This window comes from Paracoccus fistulariae, assembly GCF_028553785.1.
Lineage (GTDB): Bacteria > Pseudomonadota > Alphaproteobacteria > Rhodobacterales > Rhodobacteraceae > Paracoccus > Paracoccus fistulariae.
On the sequence record NZ_CP067136.1, the window covers coordinates 1522814 to 1544985 of the forward strand.

At 64.5% G+C, this 22172-nt stretch carries 18 protein-coding genes and 1 tRNA gene; 9 read left to right on the forward strand and 10 right to left on the reverse strand.

Features of this window, described 5'->3' with window-relative positions:
- Window positions 1–68: 68 nt before the first annotated feature.
- The 5 genes from aspS to JHX87_RS07505 all read right to left on the reverse strand — a co-directional run bounded on the left by aspS (window position 69) and on the right by JHX87_RS07505 (window position 5147).
- Window positions 69–1844, reverse strand: coding sequence for an aspartate--tRNA ligase (aspS, locus tag JHX87_RS07485; RefSeq protein WP_271885981.1), 1776 nt, complete (start codon window positions 1842–1844; stop codon window positions 69–71).
- A gap of 59 nt (window positions 1845–1903) precedes the next feature.
- Entirely contained in the window at window positions 1904–2566 is a 663-nt protein-coding gene (locus JHX87_RS07490; protein WP_271885979.1) for a CPBP family glutamic-type intramembrane protease, read from the reverse strand.
- A complete protein-coding gene (locus JHX87_RS07495; RefSeq protein WP_271885977.1) occupies window positions 2539–3321 on the reverse strand; it encodes a glycoside hydrolase family 25 protein in 783 nt (260 codons plus the stop codon). The genes JHX87_RS07490 and JHX87_RS07495 overlap by 28 nt, the downstream gene beginning before the upstream one ends.
- 180 nt (window positions 3322–3501) lie before the next feature.
- Window positions 3502–3717 carry a hypothetical protein gene (locus JHX87_RS07500; RefSeq protein WP_271885975.1) on the reverse strand — a complete coding sequence of 72 codons (216 nt, stop codon included), beginning with the start codon at window positions 3715–3717 and terminating at the stop codon, window positions 3502–3504.
- Window positions 3718–3767: 50 nt separating this feature from the next.
- Window positions 3768–5147, reverse strand: a complete 1380-nt coding sequence (locus JHX87_RS07505) for an FAD-binding oxidoreductase (RefSeq protein WP_271885973.1) — start codon at window positions 5145–5147, stop codon at window positions 3768–3770.
- 146 nt (window positions 5148–5293) lie between these two features.
- On the opposite strand from JHX87_RS07505, the gene JHX87_RS07510 reads away from it, so the two are divergent.
- Genes JHX87_RS07510 through JHX87_RS07520 form a run of 3 tightly spaced genes read left to right on the forward strand, consistent with a single transcriptional unit; the run spans window position 5294 to window position 8784 of the window.
- Window positions 5294–6184: a glycosyltransferase gene (locus JHX87_RS07510; protein WP_271885970.1), complete on the forward strand. Its 891-nt coding sequence runs from the start codon at window positions 5294–5296 to the stop codon at window positions 6182–6184.
- On the forward strand, window positions 6184–7017 hold the full coding sequence (locus tag JHX87_RS07515) for an NAD-dependent epimerase/dehydratase family protein (protein ID WP_271885968.1): 834 nt from the start codon (window positions 6184–6186) through the stop codon (window positions 7015–7017). The genes JHX87_RS07510 and JHX87_RS07515 overlap by 1 nt, the downstream gene beginning before the upstream one ends.
- Window positions 7018–7044: 27 nt before the next feature.
- Window positions 7045–8784 carry a chloride channel protein gene (locus JHX87_RS07520; RefSeq protein ID WP_271885966.1) on the forward strand — a complete coding sequence of 580 codons (1740 nt, stop codon included), beginning with the start codon at window positions 7045–7047 and terminating at the stop codon, window positions 8782–8784.
- A 4-nt stretch (window positions 8785–8788) separates the two neighbouring features.
- Here JHX87_RS07520 and cobT read toward each other — a convergent pair whose 3' ends face one another.
- The 4 genes from cobT to JHX87_RS07540 form a co-directional block, all read right to left on the reverse strand.
- Complete coding sequence (cobT, locus tag JHX87_RS07525; protein WP_271885964.1) at window positions 8789–10657, reverse strand: cobaltochelatase subunit CobT; 1869 nt, start codon at window positions 10655–10657, stop codon at window positions 8789–8791.
- A gap of 169 nt (window positions 10658–10826) precedes the next feature.
- Window positions 10827–11780, reverse strand: coding sequence for a hypothetical protein (locus JHX87_RS07530; RefSeq protein WP_271885962.1), 954 nt, complete (start codon window positions 11778–11780; stop codon window positions 10827–10829).
- Window positions 11781–11803: 23 nt separating this feature from the next.
- Window positions 11804–13219: a TolC family outer membrane protein gene (locus JHX87_RS07535; RefSeq protein ID WP_271886083.1), complete on the reverse strand. Its 1416-nt coding sequence runs from the start codon at window positions 13217–13219 to the stop codon at window positions 11804–11806.
- Window positions 13219–13872, reverse strand: coding sequence for a protein-L-isoaspartate O-methyltransferase family protein (locus tag JHX87_RS07540; protein ID WP_271885961.1), 654 nt, complete (start codon window positions 13870–13872; stop codon window positions 13219–13221). Before JHX87_RS07540 ends, JHX87_RS07535 begins: the two co-directional genes overlap by 1 nt.
- Before the next feature lie 125 nt (window positions 13873–13997).
- Here JHX87_RS07540 and JHX87_RS07545 point away from each other — a divergent pair.
- The 3 genes from JHX87_RS07545 to JHX87_RS07555 all read left to right on the forward strand — a co-directional run bounded on the left by JHX87_RS07545 (window position 13998) and on the right by JHX87_RS07555 (window position 15842).
- Window positions 13998–14071, forward strand: a tRNA-Cys gene (locus JHX87_RS07545).
- Between the two features lie 119 nt (window positions 14072–14190).
- A complete protein-coding gene (locus tag JHX87_RS07550; protein ID WP_271885958.1) occupies window positions 14191–15384 on the forward strand; it encodes a 3-deoxy-D-manno-octulosonic acid transferase in 1194 nt (397 codons plus the stop codon).
- Window positions 15385–15419: 35 nt separating this feature from the next.
- Window positions 15420–15842: a DUF1178 family protein gene (locus JHX87_RS07555; RefSeq protein ID WP_271885956.1), complete on the forward strand. Its 423-nt coding sequence runs from the start codon at window positions 15420–15422 to the stop codon at window positions 15840–15842.
- Between the two features lie 4 nt (window positions 15843–15846).
- Here the strand turns inward: JHX87_RS07555 and JHX87_RS07560 are convergent, their stop codons facing one another.
- The gene (locus tag JHX87_RS07560; protein ID WP_271885955.1) at window positions 15847–17187 is read right to left on the reverse strand and encodes an aminotransferase-like domain-containing protein; all 1341 of its coding nucleotides are present in this window, start codon (window positions 17185–17187) and stop codon (window positions 15847–15849) included.
- 102 nt (window positions 17188–17289) lie between these two features.
- Here JHX87_RS07560 and JHX87_RS07565 point away from each other — a divergent pair, with 102 nt between their 5' ends.
- The 3 genes from JHX87_RS07565 (at window position 17290) to ptsP (ending at window position 22144) form a co-directional block, all read left to right on the forward strand.
- Window positions 17290–18474 (forward strand): MFS transporter, encoded by a 1185-nt coding sequence (locus JHX87_RS07565; RefSeq protein ID WP_271885953.1) that lies wholly within the window; start codon window positions 17290–17292, stop codon window positions 18472–18474.
- Between the two features lie 103 nt (window positions 18475–18577).
- Window positions 18578–19834, forward strand: coding sequence for an aspartate kinase (locus tag JHX87_RS07570; RefSeq protein ID WP_271885951.1), 1257 nt, complete (start codon window positions 18578–18580; stop codon window positions 19832–19834).
- 63 nt (window positions 19835–19897) lie between these two features.
- Window positions 19898–22144 carry a phosphoenolpyruvate--protein phosphotransferase gene (ptsP, locus tag JHX87_RS07575; RefSeq protein WP_271885949.1) on the forward strand — a complete coding sequence of 749 codons (2247 nt, stop codon included), beginning with the start codon at window positions 19898–19900 and terminating at the stop codon, window positions 22142–22144.
- Window positions 22145–22172 lie beyond the last annotated feature (28 nt).

Sequence of the window (22172 nt, forward strand, 5' to 3'; positions counted from 1 at the left end):
AACCGTCCCGTTTCGCCGGGGATCATGCCCCCGGCGGGCTTATGGCACAAGCGGGACGGGCCGTCAGATCACTCTTTCGGCAGGGCGCGCAGGCGCAATTCGCGCATCTGTTCGTTGGTCGGCTCGGACGGGGCGCCCATCATCAGATCCTCGGCGCGCTGGTTCATCGGGAACATGATGACTTCGCGGATGTTCTGTTCGTCCGCCAGCAGCATCACGATCCGGTCGATCCCCGCCGCGCAACCGCCGTGGGGCGGGGCGCCATAGCGGAAGGCCTTGACCATGCCGCCGAAGCGCTTTTCGACCTCGGAGGCAGGGTAGCCGGCCAGTTCGAACGCCTTGAACATGATCTCGGGCTTGTGGTTCCGGATCGCGCCCGAAATCAGCTCATAGCCGTTGCAGGCCAGATCATATTGATAGCCCTTCACGGCCAGAGGATCGCCCGACAGCGCATCCAGCCCGCCCTGCGGCATGGAGAACGGGTTGTGGCTGAAGTCGATCTTGCCCTCATCCGTCTTCTCATACATCGGGAAATCGACGATCCAGGCGAATTTGAACTGGTTTTCGTCGGCCAGGCCAAGCTCGCGCCCGATCTCGTTGCGGGCGCGGCCCGCGACAGCCTCGAACTGCTCGGGCTTGCCGCCCAGGAAGAAGGCCGCGTCGCCCTCGCCCAGTCCTAGTTGCTGACGGATCGCCTCGGTCCGCTCGGGGCCGATATTCTTGGCGATGGGACCGGCGGCCTCGGTCGTGCCATCGTCGCCCTTGCGCCAGAAGATATAGCCCATGCCCGGCAGGCCCTCGCGCTGCGCGAAGGCGTTCATGCGGTCGGCGAATTTGCGGCTGCCGCCGGTCGGGGCGGGGATGGCGCGGACCTCGGTGCCGTCCTGTTCCAAGAGCTTGGCAAAGATCGCGAAGCCCGAGCCGCGGAAATGGTCGCTGACCACCTGCATCTCGATCGGGTTGCGCAGGTCGGGCTTGTCGCTGCCATATTTCAGCATCGCCTCGGCATAGGGGATGCGCGGCCAGTCGGCATCGACCGGGCGGCCGTTGCCGAATTCCTCAAACACGCCCTGAATGACGGGCTGGATGGCGTTAAAGACGTCCTCTTGCTCGACAAAGGACATTTCGACGTCAAGCTGGTAGAAATCGGTGGGGCTGCGGTCTGCGCGCGGGTCTTCGTCGCGGAAGCAGGGCGCGATCTGGAAATAGCGGTCGAAACCGGCCACCATGATCAGCTGCTTGAACTGCTGGGGCGCCTGCGGCAGGGCGTAGAACTTGCCCGGGTGCAGGCGCGAGGGGACCAGAAAGTCGCGCGCGCCCTCGGGGCTGCTGGCGGTGATGATCGGCGTTTGAAACTCGGTGAAGCCGGTATCCCACATGCGGTTGCGCAAGGACCGGATCACCTGGCTGCGCAGCATGATGTTCTGGTGCAGCGACTCGCGGCGCAGGTCGATGAAGCGATAGGCCAGACGCGTTTCCTCGGGGTAGTCCTGATCGCCAAAGACCGGCAGGGGCAGCTCGTCCGCCGGGCCAAGCACTTCCAGATCGGTGGCATAGACCTCGATCTCGCCGGTGGGCAGCTTGGGATTGACCAGCGATGCATCGCGCAGCTTCACCCGGCCGTCGATGCGGATCACGGTTTCGGCCCGCAGCTTTTCCATGGCGGCAAAGGCCGGGCTGTCGCTGTCGGCCAGCACCTGCGTCATGCCGTAATGATCGCGCAGATCGACGAACAGCACGCCCCCGTGGTCACGGACCCGGTGCACCCAGCCTGACAGGCGGACGGTGTCACCGGCATTGGCGGCGGTCAGATCGGCGCAGGTATGGCTGCGATAGGCGTGCATGGCGGACCTCTTTCGTTCAGCCACCGCATGAACAGCTATGGCGCGGTGAAGTCAACCGCTCAGAAGGGTCTGACCACGTTCCCGCTGTAGAAATAATAGCCCATGCCGACCGCGAAGAGCACATTCCCCGCCACCGCATGCAACAGCCAGGCCGATGGAAAGCCCTGACGCTGATAGGCGCGGGCAAAGATCCATCCGCCGACAAGGGTAAAGATGCACACGATCCAGGACCAGTACATCAGATGGGCAAAGGAAAACAGCGCCGCATTCAGCGCATGGCCCGCATTGCCCTGCGGCAGCAGGCTGCGGTAGCGGTGAAAGAACAGCACGCGAAAGATCAGCTCTTGCGGCAGCGCCGACAGCAACGGGTAGAATACCCAGATCAGCAGCAGCAGTTCAGGCCGGTAACGCGGGATGGCGAACAGCGCCTCGGGCTGGTTCAGCGACAGGATGACATAGCCCGAGATCAGCGTGGCCAGCGTGATCCCCAGCACCTGCAGCCACGGGATCCGCCCCCATCCCACCACCAGCGACCGCCAGCGAAACCCGCCGCTGAGCCACAACAGCAGCAGGCCGGCCACGGAAAAGATCGCGAGCGCCTCGAACAGCAGATAGGCGGGCATGAACAGCGCGATCAGCAGCGGCGCCCCGATATAGAGCGCCGCGAATTCAGCCTTCAGCCAGAAGCCTGGCTTCAGCGTGTCAGGCGCGTATTCAACCATCTTACCCAATCCGAACGGGAACCCGCGAAGGCGTTCAGATCGACATCGCCCTGAATTCCCGGAACGATCCCCGTGCCGGTATATTGCCAGAATGCCCAACGCTGGCCCGGATAGCGAACGCGGGGATGGTCGGCTACCGAACGCAGCCAGAATTCGGCGCGCATGTCGCCAAGCCGGTTGTCGCGGTAGAAATCGACCGTCGTATAGATGATGGGCCGCTGGCCGTAATGGCGGCCGACGATATCCATGAAGACCGACGCCTCGCGCTTGACCTCGGCGGGCGAGGGACGGCGCGGACAGGTCTTGGAATTGGTCCATTCCAGATCGATCACCGGGGGCATCGACCCGACTTCACGCGGCACACTGCGGATGAACCATTGCGCCTGTTCAAAGCCTGAACGGCAGAAATAGTAATAGTGATAGGCGCCGCGCGGAATGCGGGCCTGCGCGGCCTCGTACCAGTAGCGGCGGAAATTCGGGTCAACGTGATCGCCGCCCTCGGTCGATTTGATGAAGGCAAAGCTGATGCCCGACCCGCGCACCCGGTTCCAGTCGATATTGCCCTGCCAGCGCGAGATGTCGATGCCATGCACGGCCTGACCATAGGGGCTGCCCGAGGTCCAGCTGTGGGGACGGCTGTCGCCCAGTTGCGGATTGGCCCCCGGCCCCGCAGATGGCGCGCGCGTCGGTGTCCGCGAACAGGCCACAGCCAGGACCAGCATCAGCCCCAGCATGAATTTCGTTAAGATGCGCATGACTGCCCTCATAAATGTTCTGGCGCTTGGCACGCCTTGACCGGGTTATCGCAAAGGCGTGAACAAAAGTCACCGGGCTGTCTTGCTCACGAATATGTCAGATGCGCTGCGTATTTCGCGTGCAGGACATGGCCTGCATGCGGGACGGCATGCAGGCCGGGAAATCCGGGTGACCCGGCCTTAATTGCTGCCGCCGTCGGCCATCCCGCCCTCGGCCTCGGTCGAGGTCACGCCCTCGGGCGGCGCGGTGGTGGCGATGCCTTCATCATCCTCATCCACGCCGGGCATGAAAATCAGGAAGGCCAGAAGCGCCACGACCAGGGCCAGCCCGATGCCCACAATGGCCGGGACATGGCGCTTGGCCGCGCGTTCTGGATTGCTATCGTTGCTGGACATGGCTCCCCCATTTGTCTGAAAACTTACAGGGTCAACCGCTTAGTCCGGTATCAGTTCCGGTCGGGCAGCATCTTGCCCGGATTCAGGATATCCTGCGGATCCAGCGCCTGCTTGATCGCGCCCATCACCTGCCAGCCATCGCCATGCTGTGCCGCCATCAGATCGCGTTTCCCGACCCCGATCCCATGTTCGCCGGTGATGGTGCCGCCGACGGAAAGGGCACGCTCGGCCATCTTGCGGGCTACCTCTTTGGCTGCGGCGATCTCGGCCTTGTCATCGGGATCGACCAGCAGCAGCGAATGGAAATTGCCGTCACCGACATGCCCGACGATCGGCCCCAGCAGACCAGCGGCGGCGATATCCTCGGCGGCGGCGTGAACCGCGGCGGGCAGTTCCGACATCGGCACGCAGACATCCGTGACCACCCCCTTTGCCCCGGATCGCAGCGCCAGACAGGCGTGATAGGCGCCATGCCGCATCCGCCACAGCCGGGCGCGATCCTCGGGCGTGGTGGCCCAGTCAAAGCCGGTCGCGCCGAAATCCTCTGCGATCTCTCCGAACCGGGTGGCATCTTCGCGCACGCTGCCAGGAGAGCCGTGGAATTCCACCATCAGATGCGGCATTTCCGGCAGGCTGGCCCCTGAATGCAGGTTAAAGGCCCGCGCCGTCGCCGCATCGACAAATTCGATGCGCGCCATCGGAATGCCCGACTGGATCGTGGCGCTGACACATTCGACCGCATGATCCAGCGTCTCGAAGGCACAGACGGCGCTGGCGACCTCTTCCGGCTGGCCATGCAGCTTCAGCGTCAGTTCGGTGATGATACCCAGCGTGCCCTCGGCCCCCACGAAAAGCCCGGTCAGATCATAGCCCGCGCTGGATTTCGCCGCCCGCGTGCCGGTGCGGATCACGCGGCCATCCGCCATCACCACCTGCAAGGCCAGCACATTGTCGCGCATCGTGCCATAACGCACCGCCGTCGTGCCGCTGGCCCGGGTCGAGGCCATGCCGCCCAGCGACGCATTCGCCCCCGGATCGACGGGAAAGAACAGACCCGTCGCGCGCAATTCGGTGTTCAGCGCCTCTCGCGTGACGCCGGGCTGCACGGTGACCTGCATATCCGGCGCGCGAATTTCGATCACCCTGTCCATCTGGCTCAGATCCAGCGTGACCCCGCCGCGATAGGCAAGCGCGTGCCCCTCAAGCGAGGTTCCGGCACCCCAGGCGACCAGCGGCACCCCGGCATCCGCGCAGGCCGCAACGATCCGGGCGACCTCTTCGGTCGTGCGGGGCCAGACCACGGCATCCGGCGGCGGGGCGCTGTGAAAGCTTTCGGATTGCGCGTGATGGCCGCGATCCGCCTGCGTCACGGAAAAGCGCGTTCCCAGCAGCGCCTGCAGGCTGTGGCTTAGGTCATCAGGAAGTGGCATCGGCGATCCTTTGCTTGATTTCCGCAGGTTAGAGGGAACCGCAGCCGTGGCAAAGCCCTTCTGTCTTTGTCATCAACCGGTCACGAAAACGCCATAGTGACATGGTCAAACATATTGCAAAAGGCCGACCGAAGGCAGGAGCTTTCATGGACGACAACCGCATTTCGCCGCTGCATCCCATAACACGGCACCGTGCCGAAACGCTGCCCGAGGGATTGCTGGCCCAGACCCCTCCCCGATCCGATCATGCCTTCGTGACGCTGGTCAGCAACCCCGCCTATCTGCCGGGGGCCGAGGCGCTGTTGCGGTCGCTGAGGCTGACCGGGACCGAGGCGGATCTGGTGGTGATGCATCGCGGGCTGGAACAGGCGCATCTGGCGCGGTTGGCCGCGCTTGGCGCAAGGCTGGTGGCGGCGGATCTGCTGCCGACCTCTGCCGGTTTCGACCAGACCCACGCCCGCGACGCCCTGCATGCCCGCGCGGCCTATACACGCGGCGGCAAGCCCGCCTTTCACACGCCGCTGGACAATTTCATCAAGCTGCGGCTGTGGCAGCTGGATTATCAGCGCTGCGTCTTCATCGATGCCGATGCGGTGGTGCTGCGACCGGTGGACAAGCTGTTTCAATTGCCCGAATTCTGCGCCGCGCCCAATGTCTATGACGGGCTGGACGGCTTTCACCGGATGAATTCCGGCGTCTTCACCGCCCGCCCCGATATCGCCACCTATCGCGATATGCTGCAGCGTCTGGACAAGCCCGGCATCTTCTGGCGGCGCACCGATCAGACCTTCCTGCAGGATTATTTCCCCGACTGGCACGGGCTGTCGATCCATCATAACATGCTGCAATATGTCTGGTTCAGGATGCCCGAATTGTGGAGCTGGGACGACATCCGCATCCTGCATTTCCAATATGAAAAGCCCTGGTCGAACCATGAAAAGGTGCATCTGCTGCGTCCGCTGATCGACCTGTGGAAAGCCATCGCCTCGGGCCAGCCCGTGCCCGACCTTGCGGCGCAAAGACGCCCCGCCGCCTGATGCGGATCGCGCTGACAGGCGCGTCGGGCCTTGTCGGGCGTCATGTGATGCGCGCGGCGGAAGCTGCCGGGCATCAGATCACCCTGCTGGGTCGCGACAGCGGTTATCGGTTGGGCGATGCGCCCGATCTGGCCGGGCATGACGCGCTGATCCATTGCGCCTTCGCCCATACCCCCGGTCGCTATCGCGGCGGCGAGGGCGACGATCCCGCAGGCTTCCGCCGCCTCAATCTGGACGGCTCGATCCGCCTGTTCGACAGCGCCGCGCGATCAGGCGTCGGGCGGATCCTGTTCCTGTCCTCTCGTGCGGTCCATGACGGGCACCGGCCCGGCACGATCCTGACCGACGATCTGCCAGCCCGCCCAACGACCCTGTATGGCGAGGTGAAGGCACTGGCCGAGGATCATCTGCAAGGCCTTGCGGATCAGGGCTTTCACACCACAGCCTTGCGCGCCACGGGGGTTTATGGCGCGGAACCGGACCACAAATGGCGCGGGCTTTTCGCGGATTACCTGGCGGACAGGCCCGTTGCGCCGCGTGTCGCGACAGAGGTTCATGGCGACGATCTGGCCGCCGCCATCCTGCTGCTGCTGCGACAGCCGGCCCCGCCGCGATGCGCCAATGTCAGCGATCTTGTGCTGGACCGTCACGATCTGCTGTCACGTGTCGCATCGCTGACCGGTTGCCCTCACCCCCCGCCGCCACGCGCCGAGGCCTCGGCGCTTTCCGTGCTGCGTTGCGATGCCCTGCGCGGCATGGGCTGGCGACCGGGCGGATTGGACCTGCTGACCCGCAGCCTGCCCTTGATGCTGGACCAGGGACAGGTTTTGTGATTCGCTGCCCGCAGGGGCAGGACACAGATGGGCAGCAGCAAGACATCGCGACAAAAGGCCGCCAGCGGGCCGCAATCCTCTTTGATCGGCCGGGGCTGGCGCTATTGCTATGGTCGCGGGCGCACGGCGCTGCGCATTATGCGCGATCAGGGGCCAAGCCAGCTCCAGTTCTGGCTGATGGCATTGCTGATCGGGATTGGCGCGGGGCTGGCGGCACTTGGCTTTCGGCTGGGCATTTCGGCGCTGCAGCGGATGATCTATGGTGCGGATGACCTGACGCTGGCCACCACGGCCGAACGTCTTCCCTGGTACTGGATCATGCTGGTGCCTGTCATCGGCGGGTTGATCGTCGGGCTGATTCTTGACCGCTTTACCCCGGATGGCCGCGTCCGCGCCGTTGCCGACGTGATCGAGGGCGCCGCGCTGGAGGGTGGCCGCGTCGAAACCCGCGAGGGGCTGGCCTCGGCAGCCGCGTCCCTGATCACGCTGGGCGCGGGCGGCAGTTCGGGACGCGAAGGTCCGGTGGTGCATCTGGCCGGGGTGATCTCGACCGCTGTTGCGACACGGATCAAGGCCAGCCCGATGACCGGGCGCGACCTGCTGGGTTGCGCGGTGGCAGGCGCGGTTGCGGCCAGCTTCAACGCCCCGATCGCAGGCGCGCTGTTCGCGCATGAGGTGATCCTGCGCCATTTCGCGATCCATTCCTTTGCGCCCATCGCCATTTCCGCCGTGGCGGGCACGGTCATCAACCGGCTGGAATTTGGCGGGCTGACCGAATTCACCCTGCCCCAGCAAATGAACCTGGCCTTCTATATCGAATTGCCCGCCTTCATGCTGCTTGGCCTGATCTCGGCGCTGGTGGCGGCGGCGATGATGTCCGCGATCTTTCGCGCCGACCGGGTGGGGACATGGGCGATGGGGAAACTCGGCTGGCCGCGCTGGTCGCGACCGGCCATTGCCGGGCTGCTTCTGGGCATGATTGCGATCCCCTTTCCGCATATTATCGGCGTGGGCTATGAAACCACGGCCGCCGCGCTGTCGGGGCGGATCGACCTTCTGGCGGCGATTACATTCGCGCTGGTCAAGGCCGTCGCGGTGGCGATCACGCTGGGCGGGCGCATGGGCGGCGGCGTCTTTTCGCCCGCGCTGGTCATGGGATCGCTGACCGGGCTGGCCTTTGGCATCATCGCCACATGGATCATGCCAGAGGTCTCTGGCAGCGTGAACCTCTATGCCTTCGCGGGGATGGGTGCGGTCGGCGCCGCGATTCTGGGGGCGCCGATTTCGACTGCCATGATCGTCTTCGAACTGACCGGGGACTGGCAGACCGGGATCGCGGTGATGACGGCGGTGTCTCTCAGCTCGGCGCTGGCATCACGGCTGGTACGGCGGTCCTTCTTCCTGACGCAGCTTGAAAATCGCGGCGTCCGCATTGCCGAGGGGCCGCAGGTCTGGCTGCCGCAAAAGATGCGCATCACCGCGATCCTGCGCCCGCTGGATGCCGATAACGCCCCTGCCCCGGATCTGGTGCGAAATCTGGCCGCCGATGGCCACGCCCTGATGGAGGGCACACCGCTGGATGAGGCTCTGCGCGAATTCGACCGCTCGCTGGCGGCCTTCCTGCCGGTGATCCGTCCGCCCGAACCGTCAGACGACCCTGATGCCGCGCCGCCAGAGCCCGAAATCATCGGCGTCGTCTATCACATCGACGCCCTGCGTGCGCTGAACCAGGCGCTGGCAGAGACCGCCGCGGAAGAGCACGGCTGATCCCTCAGGCGCGGCGCAGCGTCGACATGCCCAAAACCCGCGCGCGTTTGCGCGGATCGCTGTCAAACAGCGCCGCAAGCTGTTCGGTAATCGCGCCGGCAAGCTGTTCGGCATCGGTGATCGTCACCGCGCGTTCGTAATAGCGGGTGACGTCATGGCCGATGCCGATGGCCAGCAATTCCACGGCCTTCTTGCGCTCGACCATGGCGATCACGTCGCGCAGATGCTTTTCCAGATAGTTGGCCGGATTGACCGACAGGGTCGAATCGTCCACCGGCGCCCCATCCGAGATCACCATCAGGATCTTGCGGGCCTCGCTGCGCTTGACCAGCCGCCGATGCGCCCATTCCAGCGCCTCGCCGTCGATATTCTCTTTCAGCAGCCCTTCCTTCATCATCAGGCCCAGATTGGGGCGCACCCGACGCCAGGGGGCATCGGCTGATTTATAGATGATGTGGCGCAGATCGTTCAGCCGCCCGGGCTGGGCCGGACGCCCGGCCTTCAGCCACGCCTCGCGCGCCTGACCGCCCTTCCAGGCGCGGGTGGTAAAGCCCAGGATCTCGACCTTGACCGAGCTGCGTTCCAGCGTGCGGGCCAGAACATCGGCGCAAATCGCCGCGATCGAGATCGGGCGACCGCGCATAGAACCGGAATTGTCGATCAGCAGCGTGACGACGGTGTCGCGGAATTCGGTATCCTTCTCGACCTTGAAGCTCAGCGGGGTGGTGGGGTTCGCCACGACGCGCGCCAGACGGCCCGCATCCAGCACGCCCTCTTCCTTGTCGAATTCCCAGCTGCGGTTCTGCTGCGCCAACAGACGCCGCTGCAATTTATTGGCCAGACGACTGACAGCGCCACGCAAGGGTTCAAGCTGCTTGTCCAGATAGGCGCGCAGACGTTCAAGCTCGGCCGGGTCGGCAAGATCCTCGGCGCTGATTTCTTCGTCCCATTCCTGGGTAAAGACCTTGTAATCGGCCGAGGCGTCGCTGACGGGCGGCGGCAGATCCGGGGGCGTTTCCGCCTCGGGCATCTCGGCCTCGTCGGTCAGCTCGTCATCGGACTGATCGTCCATGCTGACCTGAGCCTGACGCTCATCCTGAGTCTGCTCCTGACTGCGTTCGGGCGAGGCCTCGGCTTCCTCGCCGTCATCCTCGTCGCGCGACTGGTTGTCGCCCGCCTCTTCCTCCTGCTCGGCATCATCCTCGGCCTCGTCATCCTGAGGATCTTCCGGGTCGTCGCCCAGCTGATCGGCATAGCCCAGATCGCTGATCACCTTGCGCGACAGGCGGGCGAAGGCGGCCTGATCGGCCAGCACCTCATTAACACTGGCCAGCGCATCGCCGGTCTGCTGCTCGACAAAGGGACGCCACAATTCTGCCACATGCTGCGCGGCAGAAGGCAAATCCCTGCCCGTCGCGGCCTCGCGCAGCAGATAACCCGCCGCCACGGAAAGCGGCGCATCCGCCGGGGCCTTGATCTGGCCATAGCCCTTCTTTTCGGCCTCGGCCCCGATCTTGGCGTCGATATTCGACAGCGCACCGGGCATGTCGCGCGCGCCCAGAGCCTCGACCCGCGCGGTTTCCAGCGCCTCGTAAAGCTCCCGCGCCATCGGCCCGGTGGGCGCGAATTTCGCATGGGTGTCGGCATCGTGGTGCCGCATCCGCATCGCCAGCGCATCCGCCGTCCCGCGCGCCAGCAGGATCTCATCCCGCGTCATGCGGCGGCTGACCTGCGGCAGGCGCATGGTGTCGCCCGACACGCCCGAGGGATCGGCGCTGAAAGTCACGTTCAACTCGTGATCATCCGCCAGCGCACGGGTCGCTTCGGACAAGGCTTTCTTGAAGGGATCGGCGGGATTGTCAGAGTTCTTCATAGCCTACATAGACCACCGCCGCGACGACGGGGCAAGGGGCTGCGTCACCCGACGACGCGCGCGCGGGCCGTGGTCCGGGTACAAAGGCATATCGCGGCACAGAAATGCATCAGCCAGATTGCGCTGGCTGATGCATCGCCTGTTCAGAGAGAGAGAAACAGGATGCGGGTCAGAGACGTTCCAGATGCTGGTCGATCACCGACGCGACCTCACGGCGGATCACCGCGCGCAGATTGCTGGAGAAGCGCTGGCCCATTTCGCCCTGCAATTCTTCCTGGATCAGTTCGCGCAGAAGATCGCGCAGCGCGGCGTCATCATCGCCCAGCGCGGAGGCATTCTCGACCAGCGCGCCGTCCGAGGCTGCGACGGTTTCAGCCTCGGGCTCAGGTGGCGCCGTTTCAGCCTCGGCCTGCTGATCTTCGGCAACCATGGCTTCCGGCGCCTCGACGGGCGCGGCCACGACCTCTTTCAGGTCGGGGCGCATGCGGGATTTCCAGTCGAAGGCTTCGGCAAAGGCCGAATCGTCGTCAACCACGTCCTGAAAGCTCTGCACTTCGGGCGTTGGTGTGACCTCGATTGCCAGCTTCGCCGCGTTGTCCAGCGATTTGCGGGGTTCGGGGCGCAGCCAGGACCGCCAACCGGCCTGCTTGGGCGCGGCGGAAGCCGCCTCGTCAGGCTGCGGCACCCGCTGTTCCAGTTTCAGCGGTGCCGTGTCATTGGCCACGGCAACGGGGCCTTTCACGGCAGGCAGGCTGCCTGGCTCTGCCCGCATCTCGCCATGCCGCTTGACGCGGATCGGGCGGGCCGCATCTGCACCATTGGCGCTGCGGCCCAGCGGCCAGCCCTCTTCCACGGCGCTTGCGGCGCTTTTATCCGTCGCGCCCGCCAGTTTCCGGGCCAGCGCCGAATCGCCACCATAGCGTCGGGCCAGAAAATCGCCGGCATCTTCCTGGATCGCGTTGGACTGGATCAGCGTATCCAGCGCATCGCGTTCCGCCTGCAGCCGGTCGCGGGTCGAACTGAGCGCGTCATCTTCGGCGATCATGCGTCGGATGGCTGACAGCACATCGCCGATATCTTCCGAAAGGCGCGATGCGGAATGTGACAAGCGGGGTTCAGCCATGGTGCCCCCGCTTGTTCAGAGGCTTATTCGCGGCCGATGGCGCGCAGAACGCGATCAAGGTCGCGGCCTTGTTTGCTGGTATGCGGCGCATCACGCACGGCATTGTAGTATTGCGATGGGTCATATGTCGGAATCCCCAATTTTAGGTGTTCTACCGTCAGTAAACCCATAGAGGACAATAGTTGATAATGTGCTAACTGCAGATTGGCTTCTGCCGTAATCTTGTCGGCACGGGCCGACAGCAGCGCCTGTTCGGCATCCAGCACGTCCAGCGTCGTCCGCGCGCCCAGCATGGCTTCCTCGCGCACACCGTCATAGGCCTGCTGCGCGGCCGAGATCTGTTCGTCGATCGCGCCGATCTGGGCCCGGGCCACCTGAATATTCGCCCAAGCCTCGCCCACGGCCTGATTGACCTGGCGCGAGGCGTTCAGCAGAACCGCCCGCGCACGGTCGCGATTGGCCATGGCCTGACGGTGCACGGCAGGCAGGCGACCGCCCGAATAGATCGTCTGGCTCAGCTGCAGACCGACCGAGGCGCTGTTTCCGTTTTCATAATCCTGCGTCAGGTTGTCGAAGCTGCGCGTCACCCCGATCCCGGCATTCGCGCTGAGCGTCGGGTTGCGTTCCGCAGCCGCCGCGGCGACGGCGATTTCAGAGGCCGCCGCCTGACGCTGATATTGCTTGATCAGCGGGTGGTTTTTCTGGGCCAGCTGCCGTGCCGCCTCGATCGAGGCGGGCAGTTTCGGCAGCGCGGGCGGCGCGCTGAGATTGGTGCCGGGACGGCCGGTCGCCGCCAGATAGCCCTCGCGCGCGATCTGCAGATCGCCCTGGGCGGACACAAGCGTCGCCTGAGTCGCCGCCAATTGCGCATCGGCCTGCGCCACATCCGTCACGGTGATTTCGCCGACGTCAAAGCGGTCCTGCGCCGCCTGACGTTCACGCGACAGAACCTGAACCGAGTTTTCCTGCAGTTCCACCTGTTCCATCGCCGAGCGCACCTGGAAGAATGCCGAGGTGGCGGCCAGAATCACGTCCTGTTCGACCGCGACCAGCGCCTGACGCGTGGCCAGAACCTGTTCCTTCGCGCCATCGATGGCCAGTTGCGAACGGCCCCAGTCATACAGCGTCATTTCCGCCGCAAGCTGGATCGAGGTGCTTCGACGGGTGAAATAATCCTTGTCGATGCCTGTCAGCGTCTGAAACGTGCCTTCGCTTTTCGACACGGTATGGCTGGCAACCCACTGCAGCACCGGGCGCAGCCCCGAAATCGCGGTGGCCACATCCTCATCCGCGGCGCGCAGGACGGCGCGGTTCTGATCCATCAGCGCCGAGTGGCGATAGGCCGCGACCATGGCATCGGCCAGCGTATCGGCCTGGGCCGGTATTGCCACCGTCACGCCAAGCACGGCGGTCACGGCAAATTTACGAAAAAAAGACATCATAGGTTAAATCCCCGCTCACGTGCGAAGCCGGGCAGCAGCGGCGCATTCGCGTTGAATGCGTAGCGCCAGTTGATCCGGTCATTAAGTTTATATCCAAGGCGCACGACGCCCAGCTTCCCCTCAAGGAACAGCGCGGCGATCCGACCGCCCTCTTTCAACTGGCCCACAATGGCCTCGGGGATGTCCTCGACCGCGCCTTCGATCAGCACGACGTCATAAGGCCCCTGCGCGGGCGCCCCTTCGGACAGACGCGCCGACAGCACGGCGACATTGAAGATTCCGGCTTCGGCCAACCGGGTTTCCGCCTCGGAGACCAGTTCCTCATCATCCTCGATGGCCACCACCGCCTCGGCCATCCGGGCGATCACCGCCGCCGAATAACCATAGCCGCAGCCCAGATCCAGAACCATTTCCGTCGGCTGGATATCCAGCGCATCCACCATCTTGGCCAGGGTGCGCGGCTCCAGCAGCACGCGCCCCTTGCCGATATCCAGGTTTTCGCCCGAATAGGCGACCGCGCGACGAGAGGCCGGCACGAAATCTTCACGCGGAATTGTCAGCATCGCCTCGATAACGGGAAACTTGGTCACGTCATTGGGTCGAACCTGTGTGTCCACCATCATGGTGCGCCGGGCGGCGAAATCGGGCATGTCGGGAACCTCTGCGGTTTGCTTTTGCCGTTTTATTGCCACGATTCACCGACATGGGCAACGGCAGTCGTTCTCGGCTTGCAAGGCTGGCGCCGATCCATTATGCGATGTTCACCTTCGACGGCGGCGGGTTGGCGGAGAGGTTACGCACCGGATTGCAAATCCGTGAAGACCGGTTCGATTCCGGTACCCGCCTCCAACCGATCCCCCTGAAAATCGGCTGCATTCGGCAAATTCGTGCCGTCACGCCCCCGTTTGCATTGCGGGCCCGCGCGGATATAGCTGCGCCATCCGATGCATAAGGCAAAAGGGGCAAGCATGATCTATGCCGGGTTGACCCGACTGGCCGAGCCGCTGCTGCGGCTGCGGGCGGGTCTGGGTGGCAGCGATGCGCTGCGGCAGCGGCTGGTGATGGATGCGCACCCCCTTGCCGCCGATATCTGGATCCACGGTGCATCGGTGGGGGAACTGACCTCGGCCCGCGCGATCATCGAAGATCTGGCGCAGGATTTCGAACTTGTGATCACCACAAATACCGAAACCGCCCGGCAGATGGTGACCGATTGGGGCTTTCGCGCGCGGCTTGCGCCGATGGATCTGCCCGGCGCGTTGCGGCGTTTTCTGGACGCCGTGCGGCCCCGGCTGCAAATCACCATCGAGGGCGAATTCTGGCCCTTGCGCGCCGCCGAACTGGCGCGGCGCAAGATACCTCAGGCCATGATCGGGGCGCGGATCTCGGCCGGTTCGGCGCGAAACTGGGGCCGGTTTCCGGGGCTGATCAGGCCGATCCTGCAGAATATCGCCGCCCTGTCGGCGCAGGATCCCGCCAGTGAGGCGCGCTTGCTGGATCTGGGCCTGCCCAGACAGGCGCTGATGGCACGGGTGGACCTGAAACTGCTGGGGCCCGCGCAGATCACGCCCCCCGCCCCCGAGGATACCCGCAATTCACATTTCCTGGCAGCCTCGACCCATGACGGCGAAGAAGGCGCGATACTGGATGCCTATGTCGCCGCAAGCGCCCGACATCCCGCGCTGCGATTGATTCTGGCCATCCGCCATCCGCAGCGCGGCGATGAGGTGGCCGCCCTGATCGCCGAACGCGGCCTGCCGGTGGCGCGCCGGTCGAAGGGCGATGAGGATGGGCCGGTCCTGCTGGTCGATACGCTGGGCGAGATGGGGCGCTGGTATGCCGCCGCCGCGCTTTGTCTTGTGGGCGGTTCGCTGACGGATCGCGGCGGCCATACGCCGTGGGAACCGGCAGCCTATCGCTGTGCCATCCTGCACGGACCGCATGTCAGCAACTTCGCCGAAGGATATGCGGCACTGGATCAGGCCGAAGCCGCAAGGTACGTGACGCCAGAGGATCTGGCAGGAACGCTGGACGATCTGATTGGCCAGCCGGAACTGCTTGACCGGATGGGCATGGCGGCGCGGCACGTGCTGGATCGGCGCGCAGGCTCGGCGGGGCCGCTGATCGCGACATTACGCGATCTTGCGAAGCGCGGCGCCTGACATGATATAGTGGGTATAGAAGACAGGATAACACCATGATCCGCTATTCATTGCGCTGCGACAAAGGACATGATTTCGACGGCTGGTTTCGTTCCTCCGACGCGTTCGAAGGGTTGCGGAAGGCCGGTCAGGTCGCCTGCGCGCAATGCGGCTCGACCGAGGTGCAGAAATCGCTGATGTCGCCCTCGGTCCCGGCCAAGTCGGCGGCCAAGGACGCCCCGCTCAGCCAGCCGCAAAATCCGATGGAAGCGGCGCTGGACAAGCTGCGCAAACATGTCGAGGCGAATTCCGATTATGTCGGCCTGAAATTCGCGGATGAGGCGCGCGCCATGCATGAAGGTCGCAGCCCCAACCGTGCCATCCACGGCGAGGCCCGTCCGGAAGAGGCCAGAAAGCTGATCGAGGATGGCGTGCCTGTCGCCCCCCTGCCCTTCGCGCCCCGGCAAAAGGCGAATTGAGGCGTCAGCGCGGCGGCGAGTTCCCCCCGGACCTGACCGCAGCCGCGATCCGGGCGAAAATTCCGGGCAAGCGATCCGGATCTATCCCGCCAAAGGCCAGCCGCAGGGCCTGCGGAACCGCCGTTGTCGTGGCAAAGGGTTCCGCCCCAGAGATCGCGATCCCCTCTTGTTTCAGCTGCGCGATGATCGGGGCCGCGCGTTGGCCCGCAGGCAATGGCAGCCATGCGAAACCGGCATTGGGATGGCCCTGCACCGCATCGCCCAGAACGTCGCGGCAGAGGCGCTGACGCATCGCGCCATCCTGACGGCGGTGGCGTTCCTTTTCCGCCAGCGTGCCGTCTTCGATCCAGCCCGTCACCAGGGCCGAGACCAGCGCGGGCACGTTCCATGTGCTGGCCCGGATCGCCGCGATCAGGGGATCGGTAAATCCTTCTGTTCCAGCGACATAGCCGATACGCAGCCCGGTCGCCAGGTTCTTCGAAAAGCTGCCGATATAGACCGTGCGTTCGGGCGCCAGTTGCGACAGGGCGGGCGGTGCCGAAGGATGAAGAAAGCCATAGGCGCCATCTTCGATCAGGATCAGATCATGGCGCCGCGCGATTGTCACGATACGCTGACGGGCGGCCTCATCCATCACACTGCCCAGCGGATTATGCACCGTCGGCATCAGATAGGCGGCGCGCAATCGGCGGGTTTGGCAACGACGCTCTAACTGGTCCGGGTCCATGACGCCCTGCTGGGTCGCGATCGGGACCAGTTCCAGCCCGCGCAATTCCGCGACCGCACGAAAACCGGGATAGGTCAGCGCATCGACCGCCACCGCATCGCCGGGCTTCAGCAGCGCCATGGCGACAATCGACAAGCCATGCTGCCCGCCCGATGTCATCAGCAGATCCTCGGCGCGCACCGGCCCGATTGCCTTGGTGTGATAGCCCGCAAGAATGCGCCGCTCGTGCCAGCGCCCGCCATGCGGCTGATAGCGCAGCATCGCCTCAAGGTCGCCGCTGCTGGCAAGCTTGCGCAAGGACTGGCGCAGCAGATCGGCATCGCCCGCATTGCCCGGCATGTTGAACATCAGATCGACACTGTCGGCGCCCTCATCCTGCCGCAGCCCGGTCGTCAGGGGCATGTCCGGGTCGCGCACGAATGTGCCGCGACCGGCCTCGCCCACCACCAGACCGCGCCGCTCCAACTCGCGATAGACGCGGGTGGCGGTGGCAAGCGCCACGCCGAACTCTTCCGCGAAGGCGCGATGCGTGGGCAGCCTGCTGCCGGGCGGCAACCTGCCGGTTCGAATCGCCTTGGCGAAGGTCTGGGCAAGCTGGCGATAGCGGGGTTCAGACATGGCGGGATTCAGGCAGGGCGCGGTTGTATCTATGACAATTAAAAAATTGTCATAGCATCGCACAGATGACAAGCCGAAGGGGTCTTTTCGAAAGGTTCCGTCATGCCCCGCAATCTTGCCGCCCTTGGCCTTGCCCTGTGCCTGTTTCTGGTCACCTTCGCCGTCAATCTGCAGGCGCCGCTTTACGGCGCCTATGCCGCGCAAAGCGATGTTGGCGCAACCGCGGTCACCATCGCCTTTGCCGCCTATGTGGCAGGGCTGATGCCGACGCTTCTGTGCCTGGGCGGGATCTCGGACCGGGTCGGGCGGCGCGGGCCGATCATCGTGGCGCTGTCGCTGGCCGCCGCCGCCACGGCGCTGCTGACGATCTGGCCGCATTGGTCAAGCCTGATCATCGCGCGGGTGATGCTGGGCGTTGGTACGGGGCTGGCGACCACGACCGGCGCCGCCTTCATGCCGCAGATCATGGGCGCAGGGCGCACCAGAAGCGCGGCGCTGGCCGTGACATCGGCCACATCGCTGGGCTTTGGCGGGGGCGCGCTGGCAACAGGGATCAGCCTTGGCCTGCAGGGTCCGACGCTGTTTCCCGCCAGCTTTCTGATCCTGTTCATCCTGACGCCCTGTCTGATGGTAACGGCGCTTTGCCTGCCCCGCACGTCACGGGACGCAAGCGCGCCCGTCCTGCGCCCGCCGATCTTTCCCCAAGGCAGCTGGATTTTTGGCGTCGCGCTGGCGCTGGCATGGTCGGCAACCGGCATGACCATCGCGGTGGTGCCGCTGGAACTGGGCCGCAGGGGGCTGGGCGGATGGGCCGGGCTGGTTGTGTTTCTGGCGATCTTTACCGGCTTTCTGTGTCAGCCGCTGGCACGCAGACTGTCAAACCGCGATGCGATGCTGCTGGGCTGTCTTCTGGTGCCGGGCGGATTTGGGGTCCTGCTGCTGGGGATGCGCCTTGATAGCCTGATCGCCGTGCTGGCGGGCACCTGCATCACCAGCGCGGCCAGCTATGGCTTTACCTATCTGGCCGCATTGGCCGAGGTCTGCGCCCGTGCACCATCCGATCGCGCCCGCGCGACTGCCGGGCTGTTCCTCTATGCCTATTGCGGATTTTCCCTGCCGGTGATTGCCAGCGGCGTTCTGGCGGATGCCTGGGGGCTGCTGCCCGCCATGACCGCCTTTTGCGTCGCAATCATCGCGCTGACCGGCGCCGCATTGACATGGTGGAGATACCGCACCGCACAGCCGCGCATCGAAACCCCGACCGGGCGCAAAGCCGCGCGGCCCTGAATCCGGCGCAAGTCTTTGCAGTCAATCGCTCTATGCCCCTTGCGGTTTTGGCACCCCGCCCATAAAAGCCCGCCGATAACAACACTACGGCTGGGGGCCCGAAATGCCGCTTCTGGTGATGAAATTCGGCGGCACATCCGTCGCCGATCTGGACCGTATCCGCAACGCCGCACAGAAAGTGCAGCGCGAGGTCGAACGCGGCTATGATGTCATTGTCATTGTCAGCGCGATGTCGGGCAAGACCAATGAACTGGTCGGCTGGGTCGAACAGACCTCACCTCTGTTCGACGCCCGCGAATATGACGCGGTTGTCAGCTCGGGCGAGAATATCACCGCCGGGCTGATGGCCCTGACGCTGCAGGAAATGGGCGTGCCCGCGCGCAGCTGGCAGGGTTGGCAGGTGCCGATCAACACCACCGCGCAGCATTCCTCGGCCCGGTTCGAAAGCATCCCGCGCGACAATCTGGACCAGAAATTCGCCGAAGGCTTCAAGGTCGCCGTGGTCGCGGGCTTTCAGGGCATCGGCCCCGACGGGCGCATCACAACGCTGGGCCGGGGCGGTTCGGACACCACCGCCGTGGCCTTTGCCGCCGCCTTCGACGCCGAACGCTGCGATATCTATACCGATGTGGACGGGATCTATACGACCGATCCGCGGATCACCTCGAAAGCGCGCAAATTGCAGCGCATCGCCTTCGAGGAGATGCTGGAACTGGCCAGTCTGGGCGCCAAGGTCCTTCAGACCCGTTCGGTCGAACTGGCCATGCGCTACAAGGTCCGCCTGCGCGTGCTGTCATCCTTCGAGGATACGGACGAGAATTCGGGCACGCTGGTTTGCGATGAGGATGAAATCATGGAATCGAAAGTCGTCAATGGCATCGCCTATTCCCGCGACGAAGCCAAAATCACCCTGGTGACGGTGGAAGACCGCCCGGGCATTTCCGCGGCAATCTTCGCGCCGCTGGCCGATGCCGGCGTCAATGTCGATATGATCGTCCAGAATATCTCGGAAAAGGATTACGAGGATCACCCCGGCTCGGTGACAGACATGACCTTTTCCGTGCCGATCAATCAGGTCGAACGGGCAAAGCGCGCCATGGAAGAAGCCAAGGCCAATGGCACCATCGCCTATGACGAGCTGATCGTGGATACCGAGGTGGCGAAGGTCAGCGTGGTCGGCATCGGCATGCGCAGCCATACCGGCGTCGCGGCGCATATGTTCAAGGCACTGGCTGATGAAAATATCAACATCAAGGTCATCGCCACCAGCGAGATCAAGATTTCCGTGCTGATCGACCGCAAATATATGGAACTGGCCGTGCAGGCATTGCACGATGCCTTTGACCTCGACGCGGCCTGATCCGGCACAAGGAACGGATCAGACCCTGCGGGGTTATCGCGACAGCAAAGGCAGGCACACGCGATGCAAGACCGCAACGATCACGATTCACGCTCGCTTCTGAGGCGGCTGAAGGAAATTCTGGCCGCCCCCGGCGGCGGTCAGGACCGGCTTGATCAGATCACGCATAATATCGCGGATTCGATGCGCACGCAGGTCTGCTCGATCTATCTGTTCCGCGATGCCGAGACGCTTGAACTCAGCGCGACCGAGGGCCTGCGCGCCGCCGCCGTTCATCAGACCCGCCTGCGTCTGGGCGAAGGGCTGGTCGGCCGCGTGGCCCGCACCGGGCGCCATGTGAACACCGCCAATGCCCCCGCCGAGCCTGGCTTCCGCTTCATGCCCGAAACCGGCGAAGAGGTGTTCCCCAGCTTTCTGGGCGTGCCGATCCAGCGGGTCGGCGAAAAGCTGGGCGTGCTGGTAGTGCAATCGCGCGAGTCCCGCCAGTTCAGCGAGGATGAGCTTTACGGGCTGGAAGTCGTGGCCATGGTTCTGGCCGAAATGACCGAGCTTGGCGCCTTCAAGGGCAGTCAGGCCGACAGCCTGCCGCTGGCCCATCGCTTTCCGCAGATGTTTCGCGGCGCGACGGGTCAGGAAGGCGTGGCCGAGGGCAATGTCTGGCTGCACGAGCCGCGCGTGGTCGTGGCCAATCCGGTCGGCGACGATCCCGAAAAGGAACTGGCCCGCCTGCATGCGGGCGTCGAGCGGCTGAAGGAAAACGTGGACACCATGTTCGCCGGGGCCGAGATCGTCGGCGATGGCGAACATATGGAGGTTCTGGAAACCTACAAGATGTTCGCCCATTCGCGCAGTTGGCTGAAGCGAATGGAAGAGGATATCCTGCTGGGCCTGTCGGCCGAAGCGGCGGTCGAGAAAGAACAATCCACCGCCCGGTCGCGTCTGGAACTGGCGGCCGATCCCTATCTGCGCGACCGTCTGCACGATCTGGACGATCTGGCCAACCGCCTGCTGCGCATCCTGACCGGACAGGGCGTCGATACTGGCGCCGAGATGCCCGAGAACCCCATCCTTGTCGCACGCAATATCGGTCCCGCCGAATTGCTGGAATATGGGCGCAAGCTGAAAGGCGTGGTGCTGGAAGAGGGCTCGGTCGGGTCGCATGCCGCGATTGTCGCCCGGGCGCTGGCGATTCCGCTGGTCATCCACGCCGCCCGCATCACCAGCGAGGCGCTGAATGGCGATCCGGTTCTGGTCGATGGCGATCAGGGCATCGTCCATCTGCGTCCCGAAGACACCGTCGCCGCCGCCTTTCGCGACAAGATCGCCATGCAGGCCGAGGCGCAGTCGCGCTATGCCAGCCTGCGCGATCTGCCCGCCACCGGCACCTGCGGCGAAACGATCCAGCTATATATGAATGCCGGTCTGATGGCGGATCTGCCCTCGTTGCAGGGATCCGGGGCCGAGGGCGTGGGCCTGTTCCGGACCGAATTGCAATTCCTGATCCGCAACCACGTCCCCCGCCGGTCCGAACTGGCGGCCCTCTATCGCCGTGTGATGGACAATGCCTTTGACAAGCCGGTGATGTTCCGCACGCTGGATATCGGCTCGGATAAGGTTCTGCCCTATATGAAGCCGCAGGATGAACCGAACCCGGCGATGGGCTGGCGCGCGATCCGGGTGGGTCTGGACAAGCGCGGCGTGCTGCGCATGCAGTTGCAGGCGCTGATCCGCGCCTCTGCCGGGCGTCCGCTGCATGTGATGTTCCCCTTTGTCGCCGAGATCACCGAATATCACGACGCCTATCGCATCCTGATGCAAGAGGTCGCGCGCGAGCAGCGTCTGGGCCATGAGATGCCCAGCGACATCCGCGTGGGCACCATGCTGGAAACCCCCTCGCTGGCCTTCGCGCCGCAGCGCTTTTTCGAGATGTGCGATTTCGTCTCGATCGGCGGCAATGACCTGAAACAGTTCTTCTTCGCCGCAGATCGCGAGAATGAGCGCGTGCGCCGCCGCTATGACACGCTGAATTCATCCTTCCTGATGCTGCTGAAACAGATCGTGCAGCGGTGCGAGGATGCGCGCGTGCCGCTGTCCTTCTGCGGCGAGGATGCCGGCCGCCCGATCGAGGCGCTGACATTCGCCGCCCTGGGCATCCGGCGCCTGTCGATGCGCCCGGCCTCGATCGGTCCGGTCAAGCACCTGATCCGCCATGTCTCGATCACAGAGCTTCGCGGCGTGGTGAATGAGGCGCTGGACTCGGGCATGCCGAATATCCGTCGGCCGGTCACGGAATGGCTGGCGCGGCAATAGGCAGTCGAACCGGCGGTATTCAGCCAGT